Annotated in this window: 16 protein-coding genes; 3 read left to right on the top strand and 13 right to left on the bottom strand. The window is 45.6% G+C overall.

Annotation, left to right across the window (positions count from 1 at the left end; translation table 11 throughout):
- Nucleotides 1–328 precede the first annotated feature (328 nt).
- The 9 genes from DBT49_RS00445 to DBT49_RS00405 form a co-directional block, all read right to left on the bottom strand.
- Complete coding sequence (locus tag DBT49_RS00445) at nucleotides 329–1036, bottom strand: ABC transporter ATP-binding protein (protein ID WP_064292701.1); 708 nt, start codon at nucleotides 1034–1036, stop codon at nucleotides 329–331.
- Nucleotides 1037–1039: 3 nt separating this feature from the next.
- Entirely contained in the window at nucleotides 1040–1813 is a 774-nt protein-coding gene (locus tag DBT49_RS00440) for an ABC transporter ATP-binding protein (protein ID WP_070559664.1), read from the bottom strand.
- A gap of 1 nt (nucleotide 1814) precedes the next feature.
- A complete protein-coding gene (locus tag DBT49_RS00435) occupies nucleotides 1815–2822 on the bottom strand; it encodes a branched-chain amino acid ABC transporter permease (RefSeq protein ID WP_070559665.1) in 1008 nt (335 codons plus the stop codon).
- A 9-nt stretch (nucleotides 2823–2831) separates the two neighbouring features.
- Nucleotides 2832–3710 (bottom strand): branched-chain amino acid ABC transporter permease, encoded by an 879-nt coding sequence (locus DBT49_RS00430; protein WP_076340191.1) that lies wholly within the window; start codon nucleotides 3708–3710, stop codon nucleotides 2832–2834.
- A 150-nt stretch (nucleotides 3711–3860) separates the two neighbouring features.
- Nucleotides 3861–5039, bottom strand: a complete 1179-nt coding sequence (locus DBT49_RS00425) for an ABC transporter substrate-binding protein (RefSeq protein WP_070559666.1) — start codon at nucleotides 5037–5039, stop codon at nucleotides 3861–3863.
- A 221-nt stretch (nucleotides 5040–5260) separates the two neighbouring features.
- Nucleotides 5261–6436, bottom strand: a complete 1176-nt coding sequence (locus DBT49_RS00420) for an ABC transporter substrate-binding protein (protein WP_064292697.1) — start codon at nucleotides 6434–6436, stop codon at nucleotides 5261–5263.
- A gap of 523 nt (nucleotides 6437–6959) precedes the next feature.
- On the bottom strand, nucleotides 6960–8123 hold the full coding sequence (locus tag DBT49_RS00415) for an ABC transporter substrate-binding protein (protein WP_070559668.1): 1164 nt from the start codon (nucleotides 8121–8123) through the stop codon (nucleotides 6960–6962).
- 471 nt (nucleotides 8124–8594) lie between these two features.
- On the bottom strand, nucleotides 8595–11417 hold the full coding sequence (locus DBT49_RS00410) for an FtsX-like permease family protein (RefSeq protein ID WP_070559669.1): 2823 nt from the start codon (nucleotides 11415–11417) through the stop codon (nucleotides 8595–8597).
- A 2-nt stretch (nucleotides 11418–11419) separates the two neighbouring features.
- Complete coding sequence (locus DBT49_RS00405) at nucleotides 11420–12121, bottom strand: ABC transporter ATP-binding protein (RefSeq protein ID WP_070559670.1); 702 nt, start codon at nucleotides 12119–12121, stop codon at nucleotides 11420–11422.
- A gap of 166 nt (nucleotides 12122–12287) precedes the next feature.
- On the opposite strand from DBT49_RS00405, the gene DBT49_RS00400 reads away from it, so the two are divergent.
- On the top strand, nucleotides 12288–13103 hold the full coding sequence (locus tag DBT49_RS00400) for a Cof-type HAD-IIB family hydrolase (RefSeq protein WP_070559671.1): 816 nt from the start codon (nucleotides 12288–12290) through the stop codon (nucleotides 13101–13103).
- 111 nt (nucleotides 13104–13214) lie between these two features.
- Here the strand turns inward: DBT49_RS00400 and DBT49_RS00395 are convergent, their stop codons facing one another.
- The 3 genes from DBT49_RS00395 to DBT49_RS00385 form a co-directional block, all read right to left on the bottom strand.
- Nucleotides 13215–14387 (bottom strand): PIN/TRAM domain-containing protein, encoded by a 1173-nt coding sequence (locus DBT49_RS00395; RefSeq protein ID WP_070559672.1) that lies wholly within the window; start codon nucleotides 14385–14387, stop codon nucleotides 13215–13217.
- Nucleotides 14388–14473: 86 nt separating this feature from the next.
- Nucleotides 14474–15862 carry a DNA repair protein RadA gene (gene radA, locus DBT49_RS00390; protein WP_070559673.1) on the bottom strand — a complete coding sequence of 463 codons (1389 nt, stop codon included), beginning with the start codon at nucleotides 15860–15862 and terminating at the stop codon, nucleotides 14474–14476.
- A gap of 19 nt (nucleotides 15863–15881) precedes the next feature.
- Nucleotides 15882–16391 (bottom strand): dCTP deaminase/dUTPase family protein, encoded by a 510-nt coding sequence (locus DBT49_RS00385; RefSeq protein ID WP_070559700.1) that lies wholly within the window; start codon nucleotides 16389–16391, stop codon nucleotides 15882–15884.
- A 168-nt stretch (nucleotides 16392–16559) separates the two neighbouring features.
- Between DBT49_RS00385 and DBT49_RS00380 the strand changes: the two genes are divergently transcribed.
- Entirely contained in the window at nucleotides 16560–16745 is a 186-nt protein-coding gene (locus DBT49_RS00380) for a hypothetical protein (protein ID WP_101560497.1), read from the top strand.
- 222 nt (nucleotides 16746–16967) lie between these two features.
- Here DBT49_RS00380 and DBT49_RS00375 read toward each other — a convergent pair whose 3' ends face one another.
- Nucleotides 16968–19895 carry an insulinase family protein gene (locus DBT49_RS00375; protein WP_070558324.1) on the bottom strand — a complete coding sequence of 976 codons (2928 nt, stop codon included), beginning with the start codon at nucleotides 19893–19895 and terminating at the stop codon, nucleotides 16968–16970.
- A gap of 174 nt (nucleotides 19896–20069) precedes the next feature.
- On the opposite strand from DBT49_RS00375, the gene pgeF reads away from it, so the two are divergent.
- On the top strand, nucleotides 20070–20843 hold the full coding sequence (gene pgeF / locus DBT49_RS00370) for a peptidoglycan editing factor PgeF (protein ID WP_070558322.1): 774 nt from the start codon (nucleotides 20070–20072) through the stop codon (nucleotides 20841–20843).
- The last annotated feature ends 50 nt before the right edge of the window (nucleotides 20844–20893 follow it).

The raw sequence follows: 20893 nt of genomic DNA, 5'->3' as shown, positions 1-20893 counted from the left end.
CACCGGCTCGAGCACAAGGTCTCTCGCCTAGCGAGCTTCAAACGGCTAGTACGGCTAATGCCTACTATCCGGCTACGCATACTGAATCCGTAACTCGCTTCGCTTCGAACGGTTTCAGCATATTTCACATCGCTTGCTTATTCATGGCTAATGACCAATTTCAAAGCGCCACTCCTGCTCAAAGTTGCCTATTAAAATTAGTTTTGATTAATAACTAGTCATCAAGAAAAGATTATAGAAAGAATAACAAAACCCTTAGTCACTGTGAGGATTGCCACAGCGGCTAAGGGTTTTATGCTAGGTCTATATTATTTAGCTCAGGAAGGTTTTAAGCTCCCAGGTATGCTTTTTGAACCACTTCAGAAGACAGGAGTTCTTTCCCAGTTCCGGAAGCGGTAATTTTACCCACTTCGAGGACGTGGGCGTGGTCAGAGATTTCTAAGGCCGCCTTAGCGTTCTGTTCGATCAGTAAGACGGTGGTATTCAACTCACTATTAATGGTTTGAATAATTTCAAAAATTTGTTGGATGTAAATCGGCGCTAAACCCATAGAAGGTTCATCTAAGAGCAAGAGCTTAGGACGTGCCATGAGAGCCCGAGCCATAGCCAGCATCTGTTGCTCCCCACCGGATAAAGTCGCCGCGTCCTGGTTGAAACGTTCTTTCAGAATCGGGAAATAATCAAAGTAACGTTCCATATCGCTGGCTAAGTTGTCCCGGTCCTTACGGGTATAAGCTCCCATCAGTAGATTTTCCTTGACGGACATGCCACTGAAGACATGACGGCCTTCAGGAACTTGGGAGACCCCGGCTTGGACAATTTGGGCACAGGACTTGGTTTGTAAAGGTTCATGGTTGTAGAGAATTTCCCCTTGGGTCGGTTTCAAGAGTCCAGAAATCGTCTTTAGAATGGTTGACTTTCCGGCCCCATTGGCCCCAATCAGAGAAACAATTTCCCCTTCATTAACGGTAAAGGAAATGCCCTTGATGGCTTGGATCATCCCATAGGCAACCTTGATATTTTTGATTTCTAACATGGACTAGGCACCTCCTAGGTAGGCTTCGATAACTTTCGGATTGCTTTGAATTTCGCTTGGTGTCCCTTCAGCGATTACTTTTCCATATTCCAAAACATAGATCCGCTCACAAATATCCATCACCAAAGACATATCGTGTTCGATCAGAACGACAGAAATCCCAAACTCTTTTTGGATCTTACGGATGGTCTGTTTCAAGTCCGTGGTTTCATTAGGGTTCATCCCGGCAGCGGGTTCATCCAAGAAAAGGATCTTAGGTTCAGTCGCCAAGGCCCGAACGATCTCCAAGGCCCGTTGTTGGCCATAAGGCAGGTTCTTGGCTTTTTCGTTGGCGTAGCCTTCCAGACCGAAGATGGCCAATAATTCCATCCCCTTAGCATGGAGGGCGTCCCGGTTTTGGTAGTACTTGGGCGTTCTTAGGAGACTGTGCCAAACTCCTACTCCGCGTTTGTTGTGCATAGCAATAAGCACATTGTCCAAGACCGAACGGTTGGCAAAGAGGCGGATATTTTGGAAGGTCCGGGCCACCCCCATTTCATTAATCTTATCTGGACGTTGACCTGCTAGAGACTGACTGCCTTGGTCGGTTTCTAATTCAATCGAGCCAGAAGTCGGTGTATAAACCCCAGTAATCAAGTTAAATAGGGTGGTTTTCCCGGCCCCATTAGGACCAATCAAACCGATCAATTCATCCGCTTCCACATGGATACTGACATCGGAAACGGCGGTTAGGCCCCCAAAGGACTTGCTGAGATGGCTTAAGCTTAAGATACTCATACTATTGGTCCTCACTTTCTTCTTTGGCTACGGCTTGTGATTGCCCTCGTTTGCGGTTAAAGAGCTTGGAGAATTGGAATTCATATTCACCCATTAATCCCGAAGGCTTGAAGATCATAATTAAGATCAAAGCGGCGGCATAGAGGATGGGACGCACTTGACCAAAAGGCGCTAGGAAGGTATTCAATAGTCCCAATAAGATCGAAGCCACGAAACTCCCGGAAATAGATCCAATCCCTCCGAAAACCACGATCACTAAGATGTCGATCGATTTTTGGAAGGTAAACTGACTAGGGTTAATCACACCAAAGTAGCAGGCATAGAGGGTACCAGCAATACTTGCGGTTACCGCCCCGATCACAAAGGCCAAGGTCTTGTAAGTGGTGGTGTGAATCCCCACTGATTCGGCCGCAATCTCATCTTCACGTACCGCAATAGTCGCCCGACCAGGACTGGAGTAAATGTAGTTAACCACTAATAAGGTAGTAATCACCACAAAGACATACATGGTAATCCAGGTCACATGACGGGGAACACCAGAAATCCCGGCAGCCCCATTGGTAATCTCTAAGTTCATAATGGTAATTCGGATAATTTCAGAAACCCCAAGGGTGGCGATAGCTAGGTAGTCCCCCCGTAAACGCAGGGTAGGAATCCCCACGATCAAGGCCACTACGGCGGTCACTACCATACCAGCTAGTAAACCGGCTAAGAAACCGGCTTGGCCAGGAATTTCTTGGGAAACGATGGCTCCCACATAAGCCCCGATCGCCATAAAACCAGCATGGCCTAGGGAGAACTGGCCGGCATAACCAACCACTAAGTTAAGCCCTACGGAAAGAATAATATTAATGGCAATATTCATAATAATGTTTTGGGTGTAGGCCGAAACTAAACCGGCAATGTAGGACGCTGCCATTAAGACAAAGCCGAGCACGATGACTCCAATCCAAGCTAAAGTGGTCTTGGTGAAAAACTGATTGAACCAAGAAGTTTTGTTTTCTTTCATCTTTGCCACCTACACTTTCTCTACTTGTGGTTTACCGAGCAAGCCGGTTGGTTTGACCAGTAAAATAATAATCAAAATAATATAAACTGCGGCGTCTTTCCAAGTGGAGAGACCAATCATGGAGACGAAGGTTTCTACAATACCGATAATTAAGCCCCCGAGAACGGCACCAGGGATCGATCCAATCCCGCCGACCACAGCTGCAACAAAGGTCTTAGTCCCAATATTGACACCCATTAATGGTGAAATGGAATTATAGTAAATCCCTACTAACACCCCTGCTGCACCTGCTAAGGCTGAACCAATTAAGAAGGTAAAGGAAATAATGGTGTTGGCATTAATCCCCATCAATTGAGCCGCATCTGGGTCAACCGAAACCGCCCGCATGGCTTGGCCTAACTTGGTCTTTTGTACGATCACTTGTAAGGCAATCATTAAAACAATAGTTACCGCTAAGATCAGAATTTGTTGGGAGTTAATGGTAAAGGCTCCCAATTGTAAGGACCAGTCAGGCAGATCTGCTGGAAAAGCTCGTACTTCAGGCCCTCTGAGGAAGATCATCACATTTTGTAGGAGCATGGATACCCCGATCGCGGTAATCAAAGCGGCAATCCGGGTCGCCCCACGCAAGGGTTTATAAGCCACCCGCTCAATAATAACCCCTAATACTGCAGTAAATAACATAGCTAAAATTAAAGCCGGGAAAACACCCATTCCGACATTAGTAATCAAGGTGAAACCGACAAAGGCCCCCACCATATAAATATCCCCATGGGCAAAGTTAATCAAACCAATAATCCCATAAACCATGGTATAACCCAAGGCCATCAAGGCATAGATGCTTCCTAGCGCCACGCCATTGATTAATTGTTGAATGACATTATTCACACTTCTCACTCCATCCTATTTCAATAATTTTTAGACCTAGATATAAACATTTTTTGCTTTAAAGCCCTTACATCCTATTAACAAACAGTAAGCAGAGTCATCCCCTGGACAACTCTGCTTGCTTTAATTTTTAAATATTAAACTTTTTCACTATTTAGCCGCTTCAATGGCTTGAGAACCAACCACTTGGCCGTCTTTTACCTCTTGGATAAAGACAGTCTTAGAAGGATTGTGTTTTTCATCCATGGAGAAGTTCCCAGTGACTCCGGTAAAGTCCTTGGTTTCAGCCAGAGCTTTTTGGACCGCTTCACCATCTGTAGTGCCTGCACGCTCGATCGCGTCAAAGGCCAGGTTAGCCGCATCATAAGCTAGAGCTGCGAACATATCTGGTTCAGATTGGTAGGTCTCCCGGTACTTGGCTAAGAAGTCTTTGACTTCTTGAGGAGAGTCTTCGTTTTCAACGAAGTGGGCAGCATAGTAAATGTTATCCCAGTTTTCTTCCCCTGCTAAGTTAATAATTTCCTTATTCCCAAAGCCGTCTGGACCAAGAATTGGCAGGTCAATGCCCATTTCGCGCGCTTGTTTAATAATTGGACCAGCTTCTTCATAATAACCAGCAACGAAGATCACTTGGGCATCTGAATTCTTAATATTGCTCAAAATACTGTTAAAGTCAGATTCCTTAGCCACATAGGATTCTTCCCGAACCACTTCACCATCAAAGTGCTTGTGGAATTCGTCAGATAGGTTTTGACCATAGTCAGAAGAATTATCCTTGATGATCGCTGCCTTAGTATAGCCTTCCTTGTTAGAGAATTCCGCTAAGGAGCCTCCTTGCAAGGAATCTTGGAAGCAGATTCTAAAGATATAATCCAAGACATTGCCCTCTTGGTCAAGGGTAATATTATCAGCAGTGGCAGTGGCTGAAATCAAAGGGGTCTTGGCCCGGGTTACCGTTGAAATCGTCGCTTCCGTATTATTGGTGGTAGAAGGCCCAATAATTACTGCCGCGTTTTCATCAACGAGTTTTTCCGCACCAGAAACCGCTTCTTCAGTCGTGGATTTATTATCATATTCTAAGTAGTTGATCTTCTTATCGAGAAGGCCGCCAGCTTGATTTTTTTCATCTACGGCGAGCTTGATCGCATTGTTCTGTACAACACCATAAGCAGAAACATTGCCCGATAACTCCCAGTTCCCCCCAATACGAATTTCATCTGCATTTTCAGCGGATTGATTAGTCGTTTCAGTCAAGGAACCCGAACCGCAGCCGGCTAAGGCCATGACACTCCCCAATGTCACAAAGGCTTTCAACCATTTCTTATTCATGCTAACTCCTCCTCATTAAAATTTGACAAAAGAATAAGTATTCAATTGCTGATACTCAATATTCTAAAATAGTCTGACAATTCTGTCAAACACTTTTTTATTTTTTTGGAATTATTTATCAAACTTTGGTGAGGGTCAATAAACTTAGTAATATAACAAAGAGTCTTTAGGTCAATTTTCAATGAACAAAGTCTAATTTAAAAATTCTTGGATTAAAAGGATTATTTAACTACTTCAGTATCGACCACTTGGCCACCTTGAAGTTCTTGGACAAAGACTTCTTTGACTGGGTTATGGTCTTTATCAAAGGAGAATTTACCAGTCACCCCTTGGAAGTCCTTGGTTTCAGCTAAGGCTTTTTGAACCGCTTCGCTATCTGTTGAACCAGCTTTTTCCATAGCTTGGGCGATGAGGTTGGTTGCATCATAAGCTAGAGCAGCAAAGTGGTCAGGTGAAGTCCCGTAAGCATCTTCATATTTCTTGATGAATTCTTTGACGTTTTCAGGTGAGTCTTCATTATGGGAGAAGTGGGTCACGAAGAAGACATCGTGGGCATTTTCTGGGCCAGCTAAATCGATGAGTTTTTGGTTACCGAAGCCGTCAGGTCCTAAGACCGCTGCGTTCACGCCCATTTCCCGTAATTGTTTGATGATTAAGCCACCTTCTTGGTAGTAACCAGCGATAAAGACAACATCCGGTGAATTTTGTTTTAAGTTGGTTAAGAGAGCCTTAAAGTCGGTATCTCCACTGGTGTAAGACTCTTCGCCAACCACTTGACCGCCATGTTCTTCAAAGGAAGCCTTGAAGTCATTGGCCACGTTTTGACCGTAGTCAGAGGAATTGTCTTTTAAGACGGCAACCTTCTTCCAACCTTTTTGAGCGGCATACTTTCCTAATTCCTTACTTTGGTAAGCATCTTCGAAACAAGTTCTAAAGACGTAGTCGTAGAGGTTACCGTTATCGTCGAGGGTCAAGCCATTCCCAGTAGCTGCAGGAGCGACCATAGGCACCTTAAATTGTTGAGCGACTGGAATTTGCGCTTCACAGTTCCCTGTGGTGTCTGAACCTACCAGAACATTAACACCTTCTTGTTCCACTAAGCGGGTGGCTTGGGAAGTCGATTCAGCGTTGTCGGATTTGTTATCGGCACTGACGTATTCCACTTTCTTGCCTAAGACCCCACCATTATCGTTGAGGTTTTGAACGGCAACTTTGACCCCGTTGTCGTGAGGAGTTCCGTAGGCAGAATATTGCCCAGACAAGGACCAGTTCCCACCAATCTTCACTACATCACTGTTAGCAGAATCATTCTTAGCGGTCTCGGTCATCGATCCACAGGCCCCTAGCATCATAGCAGTTCCAAATAAGGCGGCTAATTTCTTCATTTTTTTCTTCATTTTTAAAACCCTTTCTCAAGTATTGCTCACGGCAATTTCCTTAGAATCATCAAACGCTGATTTGTTGGCCAACAGAGAAGCGTTACATAACAATTATTTCAAGTCAGTAGCCATAGAAAAAGCCACCCATCTTAGAATGAATGGGTGGCTTTATTGTTTATCCAAGTCCCATTCATTTAACAAGCACGAATAGGACTTAGTCTGTTTTTTATTGAAACAGCGTTAAGCCCTGGTATTAATAATAATAATAATTGCTTGATGAGAGCTAAACATGGATAAACTTCCTTTCGAAATAATCTTGAACTTATTCTAGCAGGGCTTTCCATAGAAAGCAAGCCCTTTTGTGATAATTGTCTGAATTTTTAAAATGTTGGCTAATTAAAAGATATAAAGAATATTTAAAATAGACTGCGACAAGAGCGTTAAAGCCCCCTTAATCAATAGTTCTGAGCTTTCTTTTTGCGATTAAATTTAGGGATAAAAAAAGCCACGACAAAAGTCATGGCTTCAGCGTGCTAATCCTTTAAGGTTCAATTGGGGTGGTGTCAACAATTTCCCCGTGGTCCACCTTTTGCACATAGGCAGTCTTAATCGGATTATGTTGGTCGTTAATGGTAAAGTTCCCGGTAATCCCTGAGAAGTCCTTGGTATCTGCTAGGGCTTGGTTGATAGCCTTACTATCCACCGATTGGGCCCGTTCAATGGCATCAAAGGCTAGACGCGCCCCATCATAGGCCAAGGCAGCAAACATATCAGGAGCATGGCCAAATTTCTCTTGGTAGGCCTCCATAAACTTCTTGAGTTCAGGACTAGGATCATTAGTGGTGTAGTGGGCCGTGTAATAGACATTGGTCATATTGTCCTTACCAGCAAGATCAATAATCTCTTGGTTACCAAAACCATCCGGCCCCAGAATCGCTGCCTTAACCCCTTGTTCACGAGCTTGCTTAATCAGGGGACCGGCTTCCTCATAGTAACCGGCCACAAAAATCACATCGGGTTCCTTGGCCTTCAAGCGGGTAACCAGGGAGTTGAAGTCGGTATCCTTAGCATTATAAGCTAATTCATCAACAACCTCACCTTGGAAATACTTCTTAAATTCATTGGTCAAGTTTTGCCCATAGTCGGTCGAATTGTCCCGGATTAAAACGGCTTTCTTGAACTGGTTATCGTTAGAAAACTTAGCCAAAGCTTGCCCTTGGAAGGCGTCTTGGAAACAAACCCGGAAGACATTGTTTAAGACTTTGCCGGAGCTATCAGTAGTCAAGCTGTCGCCGGTTGCCATAGGCGCAATCACGGGCAGGGAGGAGGCGCTAGAGATCTGCGCTTCCATTAAGCCGGTGGTAGCTGGACCAATGATTAAGGATACTTGGTCATTAGAGATTAACCGCGAAGTATTGGCCGTGGTTTCTTCACTAGTAGACTTATTGTCCAAAGATACGTATTCCACTTGTTTGCCAAGTATTCCGCCCGCCTGGTTGACCTGGTCGACGGCTAATTCCACCCCTTCATTTCCTGGGCTACCATAGCCTGCTGTGGCACCAGAGAGTTCCCAGTTGCCGCCAATCTTAATCACATCTGCTTGGTCGTTAGACTTTTCCTGAGTTTGGGTTAAAGACCCGCAAGCAGTCATCATTAAGCAGCTGACGACGAGGGCCAACCCCTTTATATTGTGCTTGATCTTCATAGCTCATCCTCCTTTTCTCTACTAATTGATTAATAAATATCAGACAATTCTGTCTTTAATTTATTTTTTATTGTATTTTATTTATCTATCCCTGTCAATCATATTTTATGACTTAAAGAATGGAATAAAAAAGAGCCGAGACAAAAATCTCAGCTCTTAAGGTCTGACTGTCGCACTCTCTAGTTGAGCTCGAACGCCAGCCTTGAAGTCGCTTCAGAAAATTCCAACGCACAGTTTCCTGTGCTTATGGAATTTTCTTCCAGCGATTCAAGTCTCTGACGGCGTCCTCACATCCTTACTAAACCTGCTCCAAGCGCGAGGTGAGCTCCATTTCAGAAGTCCTTACAAATCCTCTATGAGGATTTACTGCGCACTTCTTCAAATTGCTATAGCTGTTCGAAGCGAAGCGAGTTACAGATATAGTATGCGTAGCTCTCTCCCCTCTTTTTGCGCTTGTCGCACTCTTTTCTTTTATTCCACACCTTTCAGGGCTTCTACCATGTCGACGTGTTTGAGTTTGACATGCATGATTCCCATGACTATCAGGGTAAAGAGATAGGTTAGGGCAATGGAATAGAGGTAGGAGGTCCAGTGGATAGTGTGTGGGAAGATTAAATTATCTACTTCCACGGTTTTTAAGATATACCCAGTCAAACCGTAGCCCATCAAGAGGCCAAAGAGAATGCCTGCTGTAGTCAGCAGTAGGGTCTCCCTAAAGATGTACATGGTCACTTCATTAGGATAGGCACCGAGGACCTTGATGGTGGATAATTCCCGTATCCGTTCAGACACATTAATATTGGTTAAACTATAGAGCACAATAAAGGCGAGTAGGGCGGCGGCAATAATAAGAATTAAAGTCACCACATTTAAACTTTCAATGGTGTCATTAAAGGCGTCACGGAGACTTTGACTAGCGTAGGCAGCCAGGACATGGTCGGTATTTTGTAAGTCTTCCAAGACCTGCCCTTCACTGGCTGACTGGTTTAATTGGATTTGCCCCATATTCGGCGCCGGCAAGTCCTTGGCAATTAGATTCTTATAGGTGTTCTCATTGATAAAGCAATCATGGAAGATATAAGATTCTACAATTCCTCCGACCGGCAAGCTAATGGTTTGCCCGGATTCATTGGCCAGTTCAATCGTATCCCCTTCAGAAAGTCCCAGTAATCGCGCCAATTTCTGGCTTATGAGGGCTTCATTATCCTTTAAATCATAAGCTTTTTCCGGGTCATCCACGGCATTGAAAGCATAAAAGTCATGGTAGGGACTGTCAGAGTTAAATACCCGGAGACGGACGGTTTGGGTATTAACATTGGGATCGGTGGTTTCCAAGTTAGTGGTATAGGAATGGAGAACCTGGTCGACGCCATCAGTAGCTTCCACCGCTTCTCGGACGGCTTGGTTATCCTCGGCATTCAAGTCATTGGCGTATTGGGCTACGACATCATAGGACTCAATCACGGTATATTGGCGGTCAGCCAGACCTGAAATCGAGTCAGAAATGCCAAAACCAGTCAATACCAAGGCGGTACTCCCAGCCACCCCAATGACGGTCATCAAGTTCCTGCCCTTATAACGGAACAGGTTACGGAGGGTAATCTTCATCGAGAAGTTGAGATGACTCCAGAACCAGCGCCATTTCTCTAAGAGGATATGTTCCCCTTGCTTAGGTGGTTTAGGCCGCATTAATTGGGCGGCGTTCTCTTGGAGCAAGTGGCTGGTGGTAAAGATGGCCGGTCCGACTGTGGTTAAGAGAGCTATGCCTAGGGCTAGGAGGATATCTTTCAGGTAGAAACCGTACTGGATATCCGGCAGGGTATACATCATCCGATAAGCATTGTAGATAATATTAGGGAAGAGGAAGTTACCAATTCCTACCCCGATCACGGTTCCTAAGAGACTGGCTAAACTGGCATAGAGGAGAAACTGCATGGCAATGTCTCCTGACCCGTAGCCAATCGCCTTCATGGTCCCCACTTGTGAGCGTTGCTCGTCCACCATTCTTGACATGGAGGTGTAGGACACCAGGGCAGCCACCAAGAAGAAGATCCACGGGAAGACTTGGGCGATGGCTGAAATCCGTTCGGCATTATCCCCGTATTCACTAATTCCTGATAAGGCGCTACGGTCATTGACCAGGTAAGTGGGGGCTTGGAGTTCTTCTAACTGCTTGGCTTGCTCGTCGAGGTCTTTAGTTTTTTGGTCGATTTCTTCCTTAGCCGATTGCATTTGCTCTTGGCCTTGGGAGAGCTGATCTTTCTCCTGGTTGAGCCGGTCTTGGTTGGCTTGGAATTGGCCAGCCACTTGGCCCAAGCCAGCTTCTTCTAGGCTCATGCCAGCGGGCAACTGACGCTTGATGCCTTGGATTTCTTGGTCCAAATGGCCTTGGGCTTGGTCTAAAGCCGACTTGGCCTGGTCAAGTTCACCCTTTTTACTGTTTAAGTCATCTTGCGCCTGGTTGAGCTGTTTGCGGCCCTCATCAACGGCTTCTTGGCCATCACTTTTTGCTTCTTGGAGTAAGTGGTTAGGCCGGTCTTCAAGAGCAGACTCGACCTCCGCTTTTTTATCGGCAACCACTTGGTCATAGTCATCACTATAGCCGTGATATTGACGGGCCTCGGGGATGCGGATAGAAACGGCTGAATCGTATTCACCTTCAAAGGCATCCGGGCTCACTACTGCAAAGGCATCCAAAGCCCCATCGCCGATACTGGTTTGTCCCCGGATTAACTTATCAATATACATGGGAGAGTCGACAAAGCCCACCACAGTGAAGCTATCCTGCTTGAGCTTGGGAGCCTTGTCATCATCCGTCTTGCCGGCTTGGTTGAAGGTGATGGTGTCCCCAATGGCAATATCTACCTGGTTTTCAGCAATTAACATATGGTCAAGAGCAATCTCTTTCTCATTTTCAGGTAGGCGGCCTTCCCTCACTTTAAAATGATTGACTTCGGCATCTAAAGCATTGAAATTAGGGAAGATCCGGTAGAGCAGTTCCGAGTCTTCCGACTGGCGGTCGACGGTCTTATAAGACAAACTATCGATCCCATCCACTGTATCTAAAGCATCCAGGTCTTCGGGGCGAATTCCCCAGGTCGATTGGAGGGAGAGATCTTCTAAGTGATAATCGTCATAATATTGGTTGGAAGTGTTCAGCATATTTGGTGCTGCGGCCCGGATTCCCACAAAGAAACCCGTTCCTAATAAGATAATTCCAAAGAGGGCCAAAAAACGCGCCCAAGAATTTCTAATTTCGCGCCAAGCATTCTTCCATAAAGCTGTTTTTTTCATGCTTACCACTCAATCTCTTCTACTTGCTTAGGGTCATCCTGAGTGATATTGGATTCTACCTGGCCGTTCTTAATCCGGATCACCCGGTCAGCCATGTGGGCAATGTTTTGGTTGTGGGTAATCACCACGACTGTTGTGCCATTGTCTACTGACTGCTTTTGCAGGAGCTTGAGCACTTGTTGGCCGGTGTCATTATCCAAGGCCCCAGTAGGTTCATCGCAGAGTAAGAGTTTAGGATTCTTGGCAATAGCCCGAGCAATCGATACCCTTTGCTGTTCCCCACCAGAAAGTTGGGCGGGGAAGTTATTTTCCCGGTCTGCCAAGTTGACTTCCTTTAAAACCTCACTAGCGGTAAAGGATTGGTCGGCAATCTGCTCTGCCATTTCCACATTTTCCTTAGCGGTAAGGTTAGGAATTAAATTATAAAACTGAAAAACAAAACCCACATTATCGCGGCGATAAGCGGTGAGCTCACGTTCATTAAAGTTGGCAATATTTTTACCGGCTACCCAGATTTCCCCACTGGTTGCCTGGTCCATGCCGCCTAAAATATTTAAAACGGTTGACTTACCGGCCCCTGAAGGTCCCAGAATCACCACGAATTCGCCTTCTTCAATGGTGAAGGAGACATGATCGTTTGCAAGCACTTGGCTATTGCCTTGGCCATAGCTCTTGCAAACATCTTTTAGTTCAATATAAGACAAGTTGACCACCCTTTTTGTACAAAATACTTCTTATTAATATAATTATACTAATTTCTCACGAAAGGAACAAAAAAGCAACTGATATCGTTCGCTGAAAATAGCCTCCCTATCGAGAATATGATAGAGTAAAACTAAATCAATCGAATAAAGAAGAGGAGATTTTTACATGCCCAACTTAGAAAATGTCCGCCTCATTGCTATCGATATGGATAAGACCCTGATTACCGATAGTGGCGAGCTTCCCGACCGCTTTACCAGCCTGGTGAAAGACCTCGCCCAAGTCGATGTCTTAGTCGCTATTGCTAGTGGGCGCCCCAATTATACCTTAAAAGCTATGTTTCCTCACTTAGAGGACCAAGTGGCCTTTATCTCTGATAACGGCGGTTATGTCAGCTACCAAGACCGCCCCCTTTACCAAGAATTAATCGACCCTAAGGACTACCAAACCATGGCCCGCTTTACCGAAGCCATCCCCAATAACATTGGAGTCTTGTGTGGTTTAGACGGGGCCTATGTGGCTAAGGAAGCCAAGCGCTATGATGACGCCTTGCGCTATTACTACTACCAACTGAATTATGTGGATGACTTGACCCAACTGGACCTTCCAGCCAATAAATTCACCATTTACCTACCTAATAATAATAGTAAGGCCCACCATGACCAAGACTATGCCCCAAAATTTGGGGATGACTTCTCAGTGGCGGTCTCAGGCTTAGACTGGATTGATATCACTGCTCCCGGTGTCGACAAGGGCCAAGGCATTAGCCATCTGGGCCAAGCCGAGGGAATCTCTCCCCATCAAATGCTAGCCATTGGTGATAATTATAACGATATCCCCATGCTAGAAGTCGCCGCATACAGCTATGCCGTTGATAACGCCCATGACGATATTAAGGCGGTTGCCAAATACCTAGCCCCCTCTAACAATGACCAGGGAGTGATCCAGGTCATGGACCAAGTCCTCCAAGCGAAACAAGCTTAAGCCATCAAAAAATGCCCAGCTCATTCTAGAAAGGTAAGCAAGATGTTGAAGAAATATCAACTAGCTTGCTTTGACCTGCTTCCACAGAATCAGCTTGGGCATTTTTTATTTTTATTCATCAGCTAATTTGGCAAAGATCATCTTCCCAGCATTGGTCTGAATGGCACTAGTCACTTCGACTTCAAGCTCTTCATCCATATGCAAGCGTCCTTCTTCCACCACAATCATGGTGCCATCATCCAAGTAACCGACCCCTTGTTGGCGTTCGGTCCCCTTTTTAATGATATGGACTTGCATGCGGTCACCAGGAATAACCACGGTCTTCATGGCATTGGCTAATTCATTTAAGTTAAGAACCTTAATTTGATGGAAATGGCTGACCTTGTTGAGATTATAGTCGTTAGTCACTACCACCCCATTGACTTCCTTAGCCAGTAGCAGCAACTTCAAATCAACTTCTTCCTCTTCTTCAAAGTCGCCCGCATAAAATTCCACCGGCAAGTCATCTAAGGCTTGGATAGCATTTAAGACATCCAAACCCCGCCGGCCCCGGACCCGCTTAGAGGCATCGGAAGAATCGGCAATGTATTGAAGTTCCTTGAGGACAAAGTTGGGCACTAAAATTGTCCCTTCGATAATCCCAGTCTTTAAGACATCCAGAATCCGACCATCAATAATGACACTGGTATCCAATATCTTATAAGGCTTGAAGTTTTCCCATGCTGCGCTCTCTTGACCCGACTCCTTATCGGACTTGGCTGGACTAGGCTCACTTTCAGCTTCCTCTTCATCACTAGCCGTCTCCTTATCTTGGACACGGTCCCGTAAATTACTGATACGAATATTACGGAAGAAGGCCAATATCTCATCACTCTTCACCCAAAGGACAAAATACCCTAAAAAAGCAAAGAGAATGGTCAGAACAACCGGCAAGACATTACTGATAAAGTAAATATCCAAGGCAATCAAAGGAATATTAATCAACCAAGCCAGAATCAGCCCCATAACAATCCCTAAGAGGGCGATGAGGATATTGCTGATCGGTAGATCGCGAATCTCCTTCTCTAAACGTCTGACCAGTTTCTTTTCAAGCGGTTCTAATAATTTAATAAGAATTAGAAAAATAAGTGCTCCAATGATGATATTAATCCACGCTTGATTAATAAAGGTGTGGGACAAATTGGTCCACCGCCATAAGATGGGGAGGAGATAGTAACCAAAGCCTGCGCCCACTAATAACCACAGAAAATCAATAATCTTGGCCCATACATCTAATCGTTTCATCTTGTCACCTCCTTTCAATAACTATTATTTTATTTTCTATTACATTATACACAATATATCTTTTAAGTGTTAGTTAATTATACTCCCTATTTTCCTTGAGGGGGAAAGACTTCTTTGAGAACTTGAGTCAGGGTCTTAGCGCCAATAATTTCAATAGCTTGACTATCGGTCGCCAGGCCTTGCAGGTTCCCATAGGGGATAAAAATTCGTTTAAAACCTAATTTTTCCGCTTCTTGGATCCGTTCATTAATCCGGGAAATCCGGCGAATTTCACCGGTTAGGCCAATCTCACCCACAAAGCAATCACTGGCCTGGGTCTCCTTCTCCCAGTAACTGGAAGCCACAGCTATAGCAATAGCTAGGTCAATGGCTGGTTCATCCAGTTTAACTCCACCGGTTGACTTGAGATAGGCATCTTGGTTCTGCAGCATGAGATGGGCTCGCTTCTCTAAGACCGCCATAATGAGAGTCACCCGGGAATAGTCCAAACCACTGGCGGTACGGCGGGCATTACCAAAGGCTGTGGCAGACAAGAGAGCTTGGATTTCGGTTAGGATCGGACGGGTTCCTTCCATGGAAGCAACCACTGCCGACCCATTGGCTCCCATGAGCCGTTCTTCTAAAAAGAGCTGGCTAGGGTTGGTGACCTCTTCCAGGCCCTGACTTTTCATGTCAAAAACTCCGATTTCATTGGTCGACCCAAAACGGTTTTTGACCGCTCTGAGGATTCGGAAGGTGTTATGTTTCTCCCCTTCCAAGTACAAGACCGTGTCCACCATGTGTTCGAGAATCCGCGGCCCGGCAATATTACCTTCCTTGGTTACATGGCCGACCACAAAGATGGCGATCCCAGAGCTCTTGGCAATATGCATAAGTTCCCCGGTCGCTTCTCTGACCTGACTGACACTGCCGGCTAAGGATTCATTATTGGGATGGACCATGGTTTGGATGGAATCAATCACCACAAAGTCGGCCTGGGTATCAGAAATCGCCGCTTCAATGGCTAAGAGGTCGGTTTCCGCATAAACAAAAAAGTCCGCATCCTGGTAGCCTAGGCGGTCAGCCCGCATCTTGATTTGATGTAAGCTTTCTTCACCGGAAACATAGAGGACCCGGCCACCATTATCACTTAATTGCTTAGCTACCTGGAGGAGCAGGGTCGACTTCCCAATGCCGGGGTCTCCACCAATCAGGACCAAAGACCCAGGGACTACCCCGCCACCGAGGACCCGGTTGAACTCGCCTAAGCCAGTCTTTACCCGTTTTTCTTCCGCCTGGCTGACTTCCTTGAGGCGTTCAGGCTTGGCTTTTTTCTGATGGACCTCTGTCCCAGCTTGGCGGATAGGCTTACCAGCAATCACTTCCTCTTCCAGGGTATTCCAAGCCCCACATTGGGGACATTTCCCATACCACTGAGGTGATTCATAGCCACAGGCCTGGCAGGTGTAGACAGTTTTTCGCTTCTTTTTAGCCATTCCTTCCCTCTACTTTCTCTTATTGTCCGGAACTTCCAAAACCACCACTCCGCTCCTTCAGACCACCACTATCTTGGTCAGTCTTCAGGTAGGGGGTAAAAATTCCCTGGGCAATCCGCTCGCCCTTCTCAATCACCACATCTTCCAAGCCAAAGTTGAGCAGTTGGACATAAATATGGCCTTCATTATTGGCATTATTATAGTAGTCACTATCAATAATCCCCACCCCATTAGGCAGGGTGAGGTTACGTTTCCAAGGGTTACTGGACCGGGAAATAATTTGCAGGTATTCATCGTGAGGCATATAGGCCTTGAGCCCGGTCGGGACCAGGCTAGGTTGGGTAATCTTCGCTAAATCGCCTTCTCCCTGACCCGCAGCCGCTTTGACTGCCGCCGACCAAAAGGACGGTAAAATCACCCGCTCAGCGGCCTCAATATCATAGCCAGCCGCAGAAGTGGTTTGCCTTTGGGGCAGGTTAATTCCTTGATCTTTGTAGGAACTGACAATTTCAAATCCTCTTTTTGCCATTACTTTCTTCACGCTCCGCTTCTTTTATCCATTATATAATGGAAGAACCACTTCCCAAAACAAAAGCCAAAGCCTTAAACAAATTTTATCCTTCTTTGCCTAGGCAAAATTTTCCCTTACAATGATTAAGAAATACATCGTCTATAAGCAATAATAAAGGAGTTTACTATGAATCGTTATACTGTTGCCTTCATTTTTGGCTTGATTGCCTTCGCCATTGCCCTCTACCGTCTCTTCAAGACCCGGGTGTCTGGTAAGGAAAAGCTCGACCATTATTTAAAAATTTCTTTCTGGGTCTTTATCGGTCTGGCCATTATTGCCGCTTCCTTCGGCCAATATCTGGGGTTGAATTAAAAAATCATATTGATGAGCATGCGTTCTGCTTTTGAAATTTGGTCGTTAGAAAGCTATGGCTAAGGCCCAATTTCAAAGCGCCACTCACCCCTGCTCATAACTAACTAATATATGAATATAATTTTATAAATAGTTATCTGCTATAAACAGTAAAAGATAAAAAGCGAGCCTAGGTATTAAATCCTAAGCTCACTGGGAGACTAGGTCCTCAGTTAATGGGGACTAATCCCTCTTTAATTCTCTTAATTGGTCAAAGAGTTCGTGGTTGGCTTGCAACTTGTCACGGTTTCCATAAACTACAATTTTAGCTTCTTCCATCACTTGACTGACGGTATCATTGAGCGCCAATAAGTCTTCTTGCTGGGTATGGATGAGGTCAGAGAATTCCTGGTCTAAGTCAGACTTGCTTTGCTTACAGAAGTAACGCTTTAATTTGAGGGCATTGACTTCTTTAGGGGTTAGCGGATACTGATAATGGGTCAGGGAACCAATAATCCGCTGCTCGACAAAGTCTGAGTTTAAGTCTAAGTCCTTAAAGGATTGGTCCATATTTTGGTAGACGGCTAGACTTTGTTTCAGATGAGGGTCGCGGTAGGAATAAGCTAAGACCCCGCCAGCAGGACTCATAGAAAGCCCCGCCCCATAGGCTCCCGCTTGGGCGCGGATTTTTTCATGGAGGATTTCATTACTCATTATATTAGTAAAGACTGGGAGTTGACCTCTTTGATTTGCCTTTAAGTCTTTTAGGGGACCACCTTGAACCACATATTGAACATTACTATTGGACATCAACCCAATATTACCCGCTTCATGTAAGGGAGCGGGATTTTTCATATGGTCTAGTTCGGCTTGGGCGCTTTGCGGCAAGTCAGCTAAAAAGTCGTGGACTTGGTCGATCAAGCGGTCTCTATCAGCTGGACTGGCTGTCACCGCGACGGTTGCCGTATTGGAAGAGAGCACTTGCTCATGGAAATGGGCTAAGTCTTCAAGGAGACCAGGGAGAGCCTGGTCAAAGTCAGCCAAGAAATCAGCTAATTGGTCATAGTAATCTAAGCCACCCAGGGCTTGACTAGTGGCTTGGGCCGGTGAATATTGGGCTTTGAGTAGTCCCATGGCTAATTGATGGCCGGCTTGGTCAAATTGTTGCTCCATTTGGTATTTGACCCGGTCAAGGATATTCTTAATCCGTTTATGGTCTTCAAAGCGGGTGCTAGTTAAGATCTCTTTGACTAAGTTCAAAGCAGCTTGGCTCTTATCTGCCATGGCCGCAAAGCTGGCTTGGACCTGCAAGTTAAAGTGGCCTGGCTCTTGGCTATCCAGATAAATTTTTGGTCGGATGGTTAGACCAGCCGTTAACTGGATTAATTGGACTTCAATTTGATCATAAGTATAGGAAGCCGTTCCCAAGGCCCCTAGGAGAATGGTCCAAGTCTTTAATAAAAAGAGCTGGTCACTGGTTAAATGGTTGGCTGAAAAACTGAAATTAAAGTAGGCAATCCCTTGGCTAGCGGCTTGGGGATGGTAGAGCACCTTACCTAAGGTCGGGTGATTGATCGCTTCTTCACTGGCATCGGTAATTCCCGCTTCAATATCAGCTAAGGTCAGTTTTGGTAGACTAGCTTGGGCTTCTGGACTATCGGGAGCTTCTTGGTAAGCCTTCAAATCAGCATTTTCTTGAATCAAAGCCTCAAGCTCACGGTCACTGGCTTGGGCCTTTTCTTGGGCCAGACTTTGGGCCAGGTCTTGGTCTTTGGCTTGGTGGTACCCCTGCTTAGGAAGGTGGACAATAACCAAGCGCGAGTTGAAATCAACGAGGCGGTCTCGGATTAAATCCTCAAGCTGAGCAGATGAGAGAACTTGGTCCAAGTGACTGAGAATTTGCTCATAGGACAAGACCTCGATAGGCCGGTCCAGATAGCGCCAAGCCGACATTAATTGGATAAAGGTCTTGACTCCCCGTGAAGAACCGCCCTTTTCCCGGAGCTGGAGCTCGGTTTGGTTGAGGCAGGCCTTGACTAAGTCACGGTCTAGACCCTGGTCGGCGATTTTCTTTAAAGTCTTTTCAATCACTTCAATAATGGTATCAACCTGGTCAGGATCAACCTTTTCTAAAACTAGGGAAAAGTCATTGTAATAAGTCCCTGAACTATAGACCGACACATCCTGGCAGTAGCCGCCCTCAACTAGGGCCTTATGGAGTGGACTGGACTCGCCGTTAGCTAGGGCGTTCATAATAATCCCATACAAAAAGCCATCTTCAACCGACTTATTTTTGGAAAAGGGAATATTATAGGATAAGTAGGCCAGCCCCTCAGCCTCCTGCTTGTCATCAGCATCAAAATAAAGGGTCATTCGCCGGTCGCCAGCAGCTAGGTCAGCTAATTCTAATTGGATCTGGTCATCACTAGGTTCGAAGTGTGAGAAGTATTCACTATCCAACTGGTCCAGGACCCGGTCGATATTGACATCGCCATAGACAACCACTAAGGCATTATCCGGCCGGTAATGTTTCTTATGGAAGGCAAGAAAATCTTGGTAGGAAAGCTTAGGGATGTCATAGGGATAACCACCCGATTCATAAGCCACGCTCGTCTTGGGATGGAAGTTGGCGTCAATTTGCTGGCAGACTTCCGCATCCGCATCGGAGTAAACGCCCCGCATTTCATTGTAGACCACCCCGGTAATGGTGATGGGATCTTCCAGATTATGGAGCTCCTTATGGTAGCCTTCTTGGCGGAAAATATTTTCTTCTTCGTACATCCGCGGGAAAAAGACCGCATCCAAATAAATCGACATTAAGTTCTCAAAGTCAATCTCATTCATGGATGAAATCGGGAAGAGGGTCATGTCCTTATAAGTCATGGCATTTAAAAAAGTATTCATGGAGCTTTTGAGCATGTACATGAAGGGGTCTTTGACGGGATACTTCCGCGAGCCAGACAAGACCGTATGCTCAACAATATGGGCCACCCCGGTAGAATCCTTGGCTGGGGTTAAAAAACCGATTCCAAAGGCCCGGTGGGGGTCATCATTTGCAATCCAAATCACTTGGCCCCCTGAAGCCGGATGGCTGAATTGGTGGATGACCGCTCCTTGCTCTTTTGAAACGATTTTTTCACTTTCAACAAAACCATGGTTTTCCTTATTCACAACAAGCACTCCTCTTAAAGAATCTTTCCCTAGTATAACAAATTTTCCCTAGAGTCACTATCCAGGAAATCTGATCAAATGTGGGGAATAAACCCTAAGGATTGCGGGCGGAAAAAAATCCCCTTATAATAAGCAAGATACTTTGGCATTATTATATAGAAGGAAGTGTTCCTGATGTCTATTCATTACTATCACAATGACCCCCACTTGCAAATGGGGATCACCCTAAGAGACCCCGACCTGCCCGAAGCAGGCAATATGGGGATCCATTCCTACCAGGACTTGGATGCCGTCCTGGCTAACCGGCGATCCTTTTTCCAAACGGCCAATATAAGTCCCGACCACTTTGTCCAAGCCCATCAGACTCACTCCAAACGGGCTGTAGAGGTTAGCTTGGCTGACGGCGGCAAGGGTGCCTTATCCAATGACACAGCTATCCCCCAAACCGACGCCCTCTACAGCTTTGACGAGGAGCTCATGTTAGGGATTTTCACTGCTGACTGCGTTCCTATTCTCTTCTACGACCAAAAGACTCCCCTGATTGGCGTCATCCATTCCGGTTGGCGGGGCACGGTCCAAAACATTACCCAAGTGACCTTTGAGCAAATCTTTGCCGATCATCCTGAGGTCAAAGCAGAAAATATCCACGTTCAAATTGGTCCAGCCTTATCCCAAAAACACTTTGAAGTCGATGAGGATGTTTATCTTCAATTCAAGAACCTGGAGGGCTCAGCAGGCAATATCTCCTACCAAGCAGACACTAGTAAGTGGCACATTGATAACCAAGCCGTTGTCAAAAACCAATGTCTCCATTTAGGTATCCGACCCGAGAACATCCAAGTGGACCCCATGGATACCTATACCAGCCCCCAAGGCTTCTCCTACCGCCAAAACCAAACCAAAGGCCGTCACATGGGCTTCATCTGGCAAAAGAACCGTGTGAATTAATAAAATTCTGATAATAAAAGAAAAAGTCTGGGACAAATGTCTCAGACTCT

Source organism: Aerococcus mictus (assembly GCF_003286595.3).
Lineage (GTDB): Bacteria > Bacillota > Bacilli > Lactobacillales > Aerococcaceae > Aerococcus > Aerococcus mictus.
This window is presented reverse-complemented; position numbering and strand designations above follow the sequence as displayed.

Coding starts and splice junctions, on each gene's coding strand:
- DBT49_RS00445 (WP_064292701.1), bottom strand. CDS start 1,036: ATGTTAGAAATCAAAAATATCAAGGTTGCCTATGGGATGATCCAAGCC.
- DBT49_RS00440 (WP_070559664.1), bottom strand. CDS start 1,813: ATGAGTATCTTAAGCTTAAGCCATCTCAGCAAGTCCTTTGGGGGCCTA.
- DBT49_RS00435 (WP_070559665.1), bottom strand. CDS start 2,822: ATGAAAGAAAACAAAACTTCTTGGTTCAATCAGTTTTTCACCAAGACC.
- DBT49_RS00425 (WP_070559666.1), bottom strand. CDS start 5,039: ATGAATAAGAAATGGTTGAAAGCCTTTGTGACATTGGGGAGTGTCATG.
- DBT49_RS00420 (WP_064292697.1), bottom strand. CDS start 6,436: ATGAAGAAAAAAATGAAGAAATTAGCCGCCTTATTTGGAACTGCTATG.
- DBT49_RS00415 (WP_070559668.1), bottom strand. CDS start 8,123: ATGAAGATCAAGCACAATATAAAGGGGTTGGCCCTCGTCGTCAGCTGC.
- DBT49_RS00410 (WP_070559669.1), bottom strand. CDS start 11,417: ATGAAAAAAACAGCTTTATGGAAGAATGCTTGGCGCGAAATTAGAAAT.
- DBT49_RS00400 (WP_070559671.1), top strand. CDS start 12,288: ATGCCCAACTTAGAAAATGTCCGCCTCATTGCTATCGATATGGATAAG.
- DBT49_RS00395 (WP_070559672.1), bottom strand. CDS start 14,387: ATGAAACGATTAGATGTATGGGCCAAGATTATTGATTTTCTGTGGTTA.
- radA (WP_070559673.1), bottom strand. CDS start 15,862: ATGGCTAAAAAGAAGCGAAAAACTGTCTACACCTGCCAGGCCTGTGGC.
- DBT49_RS00385 (WP_070559700.1), bottom strand. CDS start 16,391: ATGGCAAAAAGAGGATTTGAAATTGTCAGTTCCTACAAAGATCAAGGA.
- DBT49_RS00380 (WP_101560497.1), top strand. CDS start 16,560: ATGAATCGTTATACTGTTGCCTTCATTTTTGGCTTGATTGCCTTCGCC.
- pgeF (WP_070558322.1), top strand. CDS start 20,070: ATGTCTATTCATTACTATCACAATGACCCCCACTTGCAAATGGGGATC.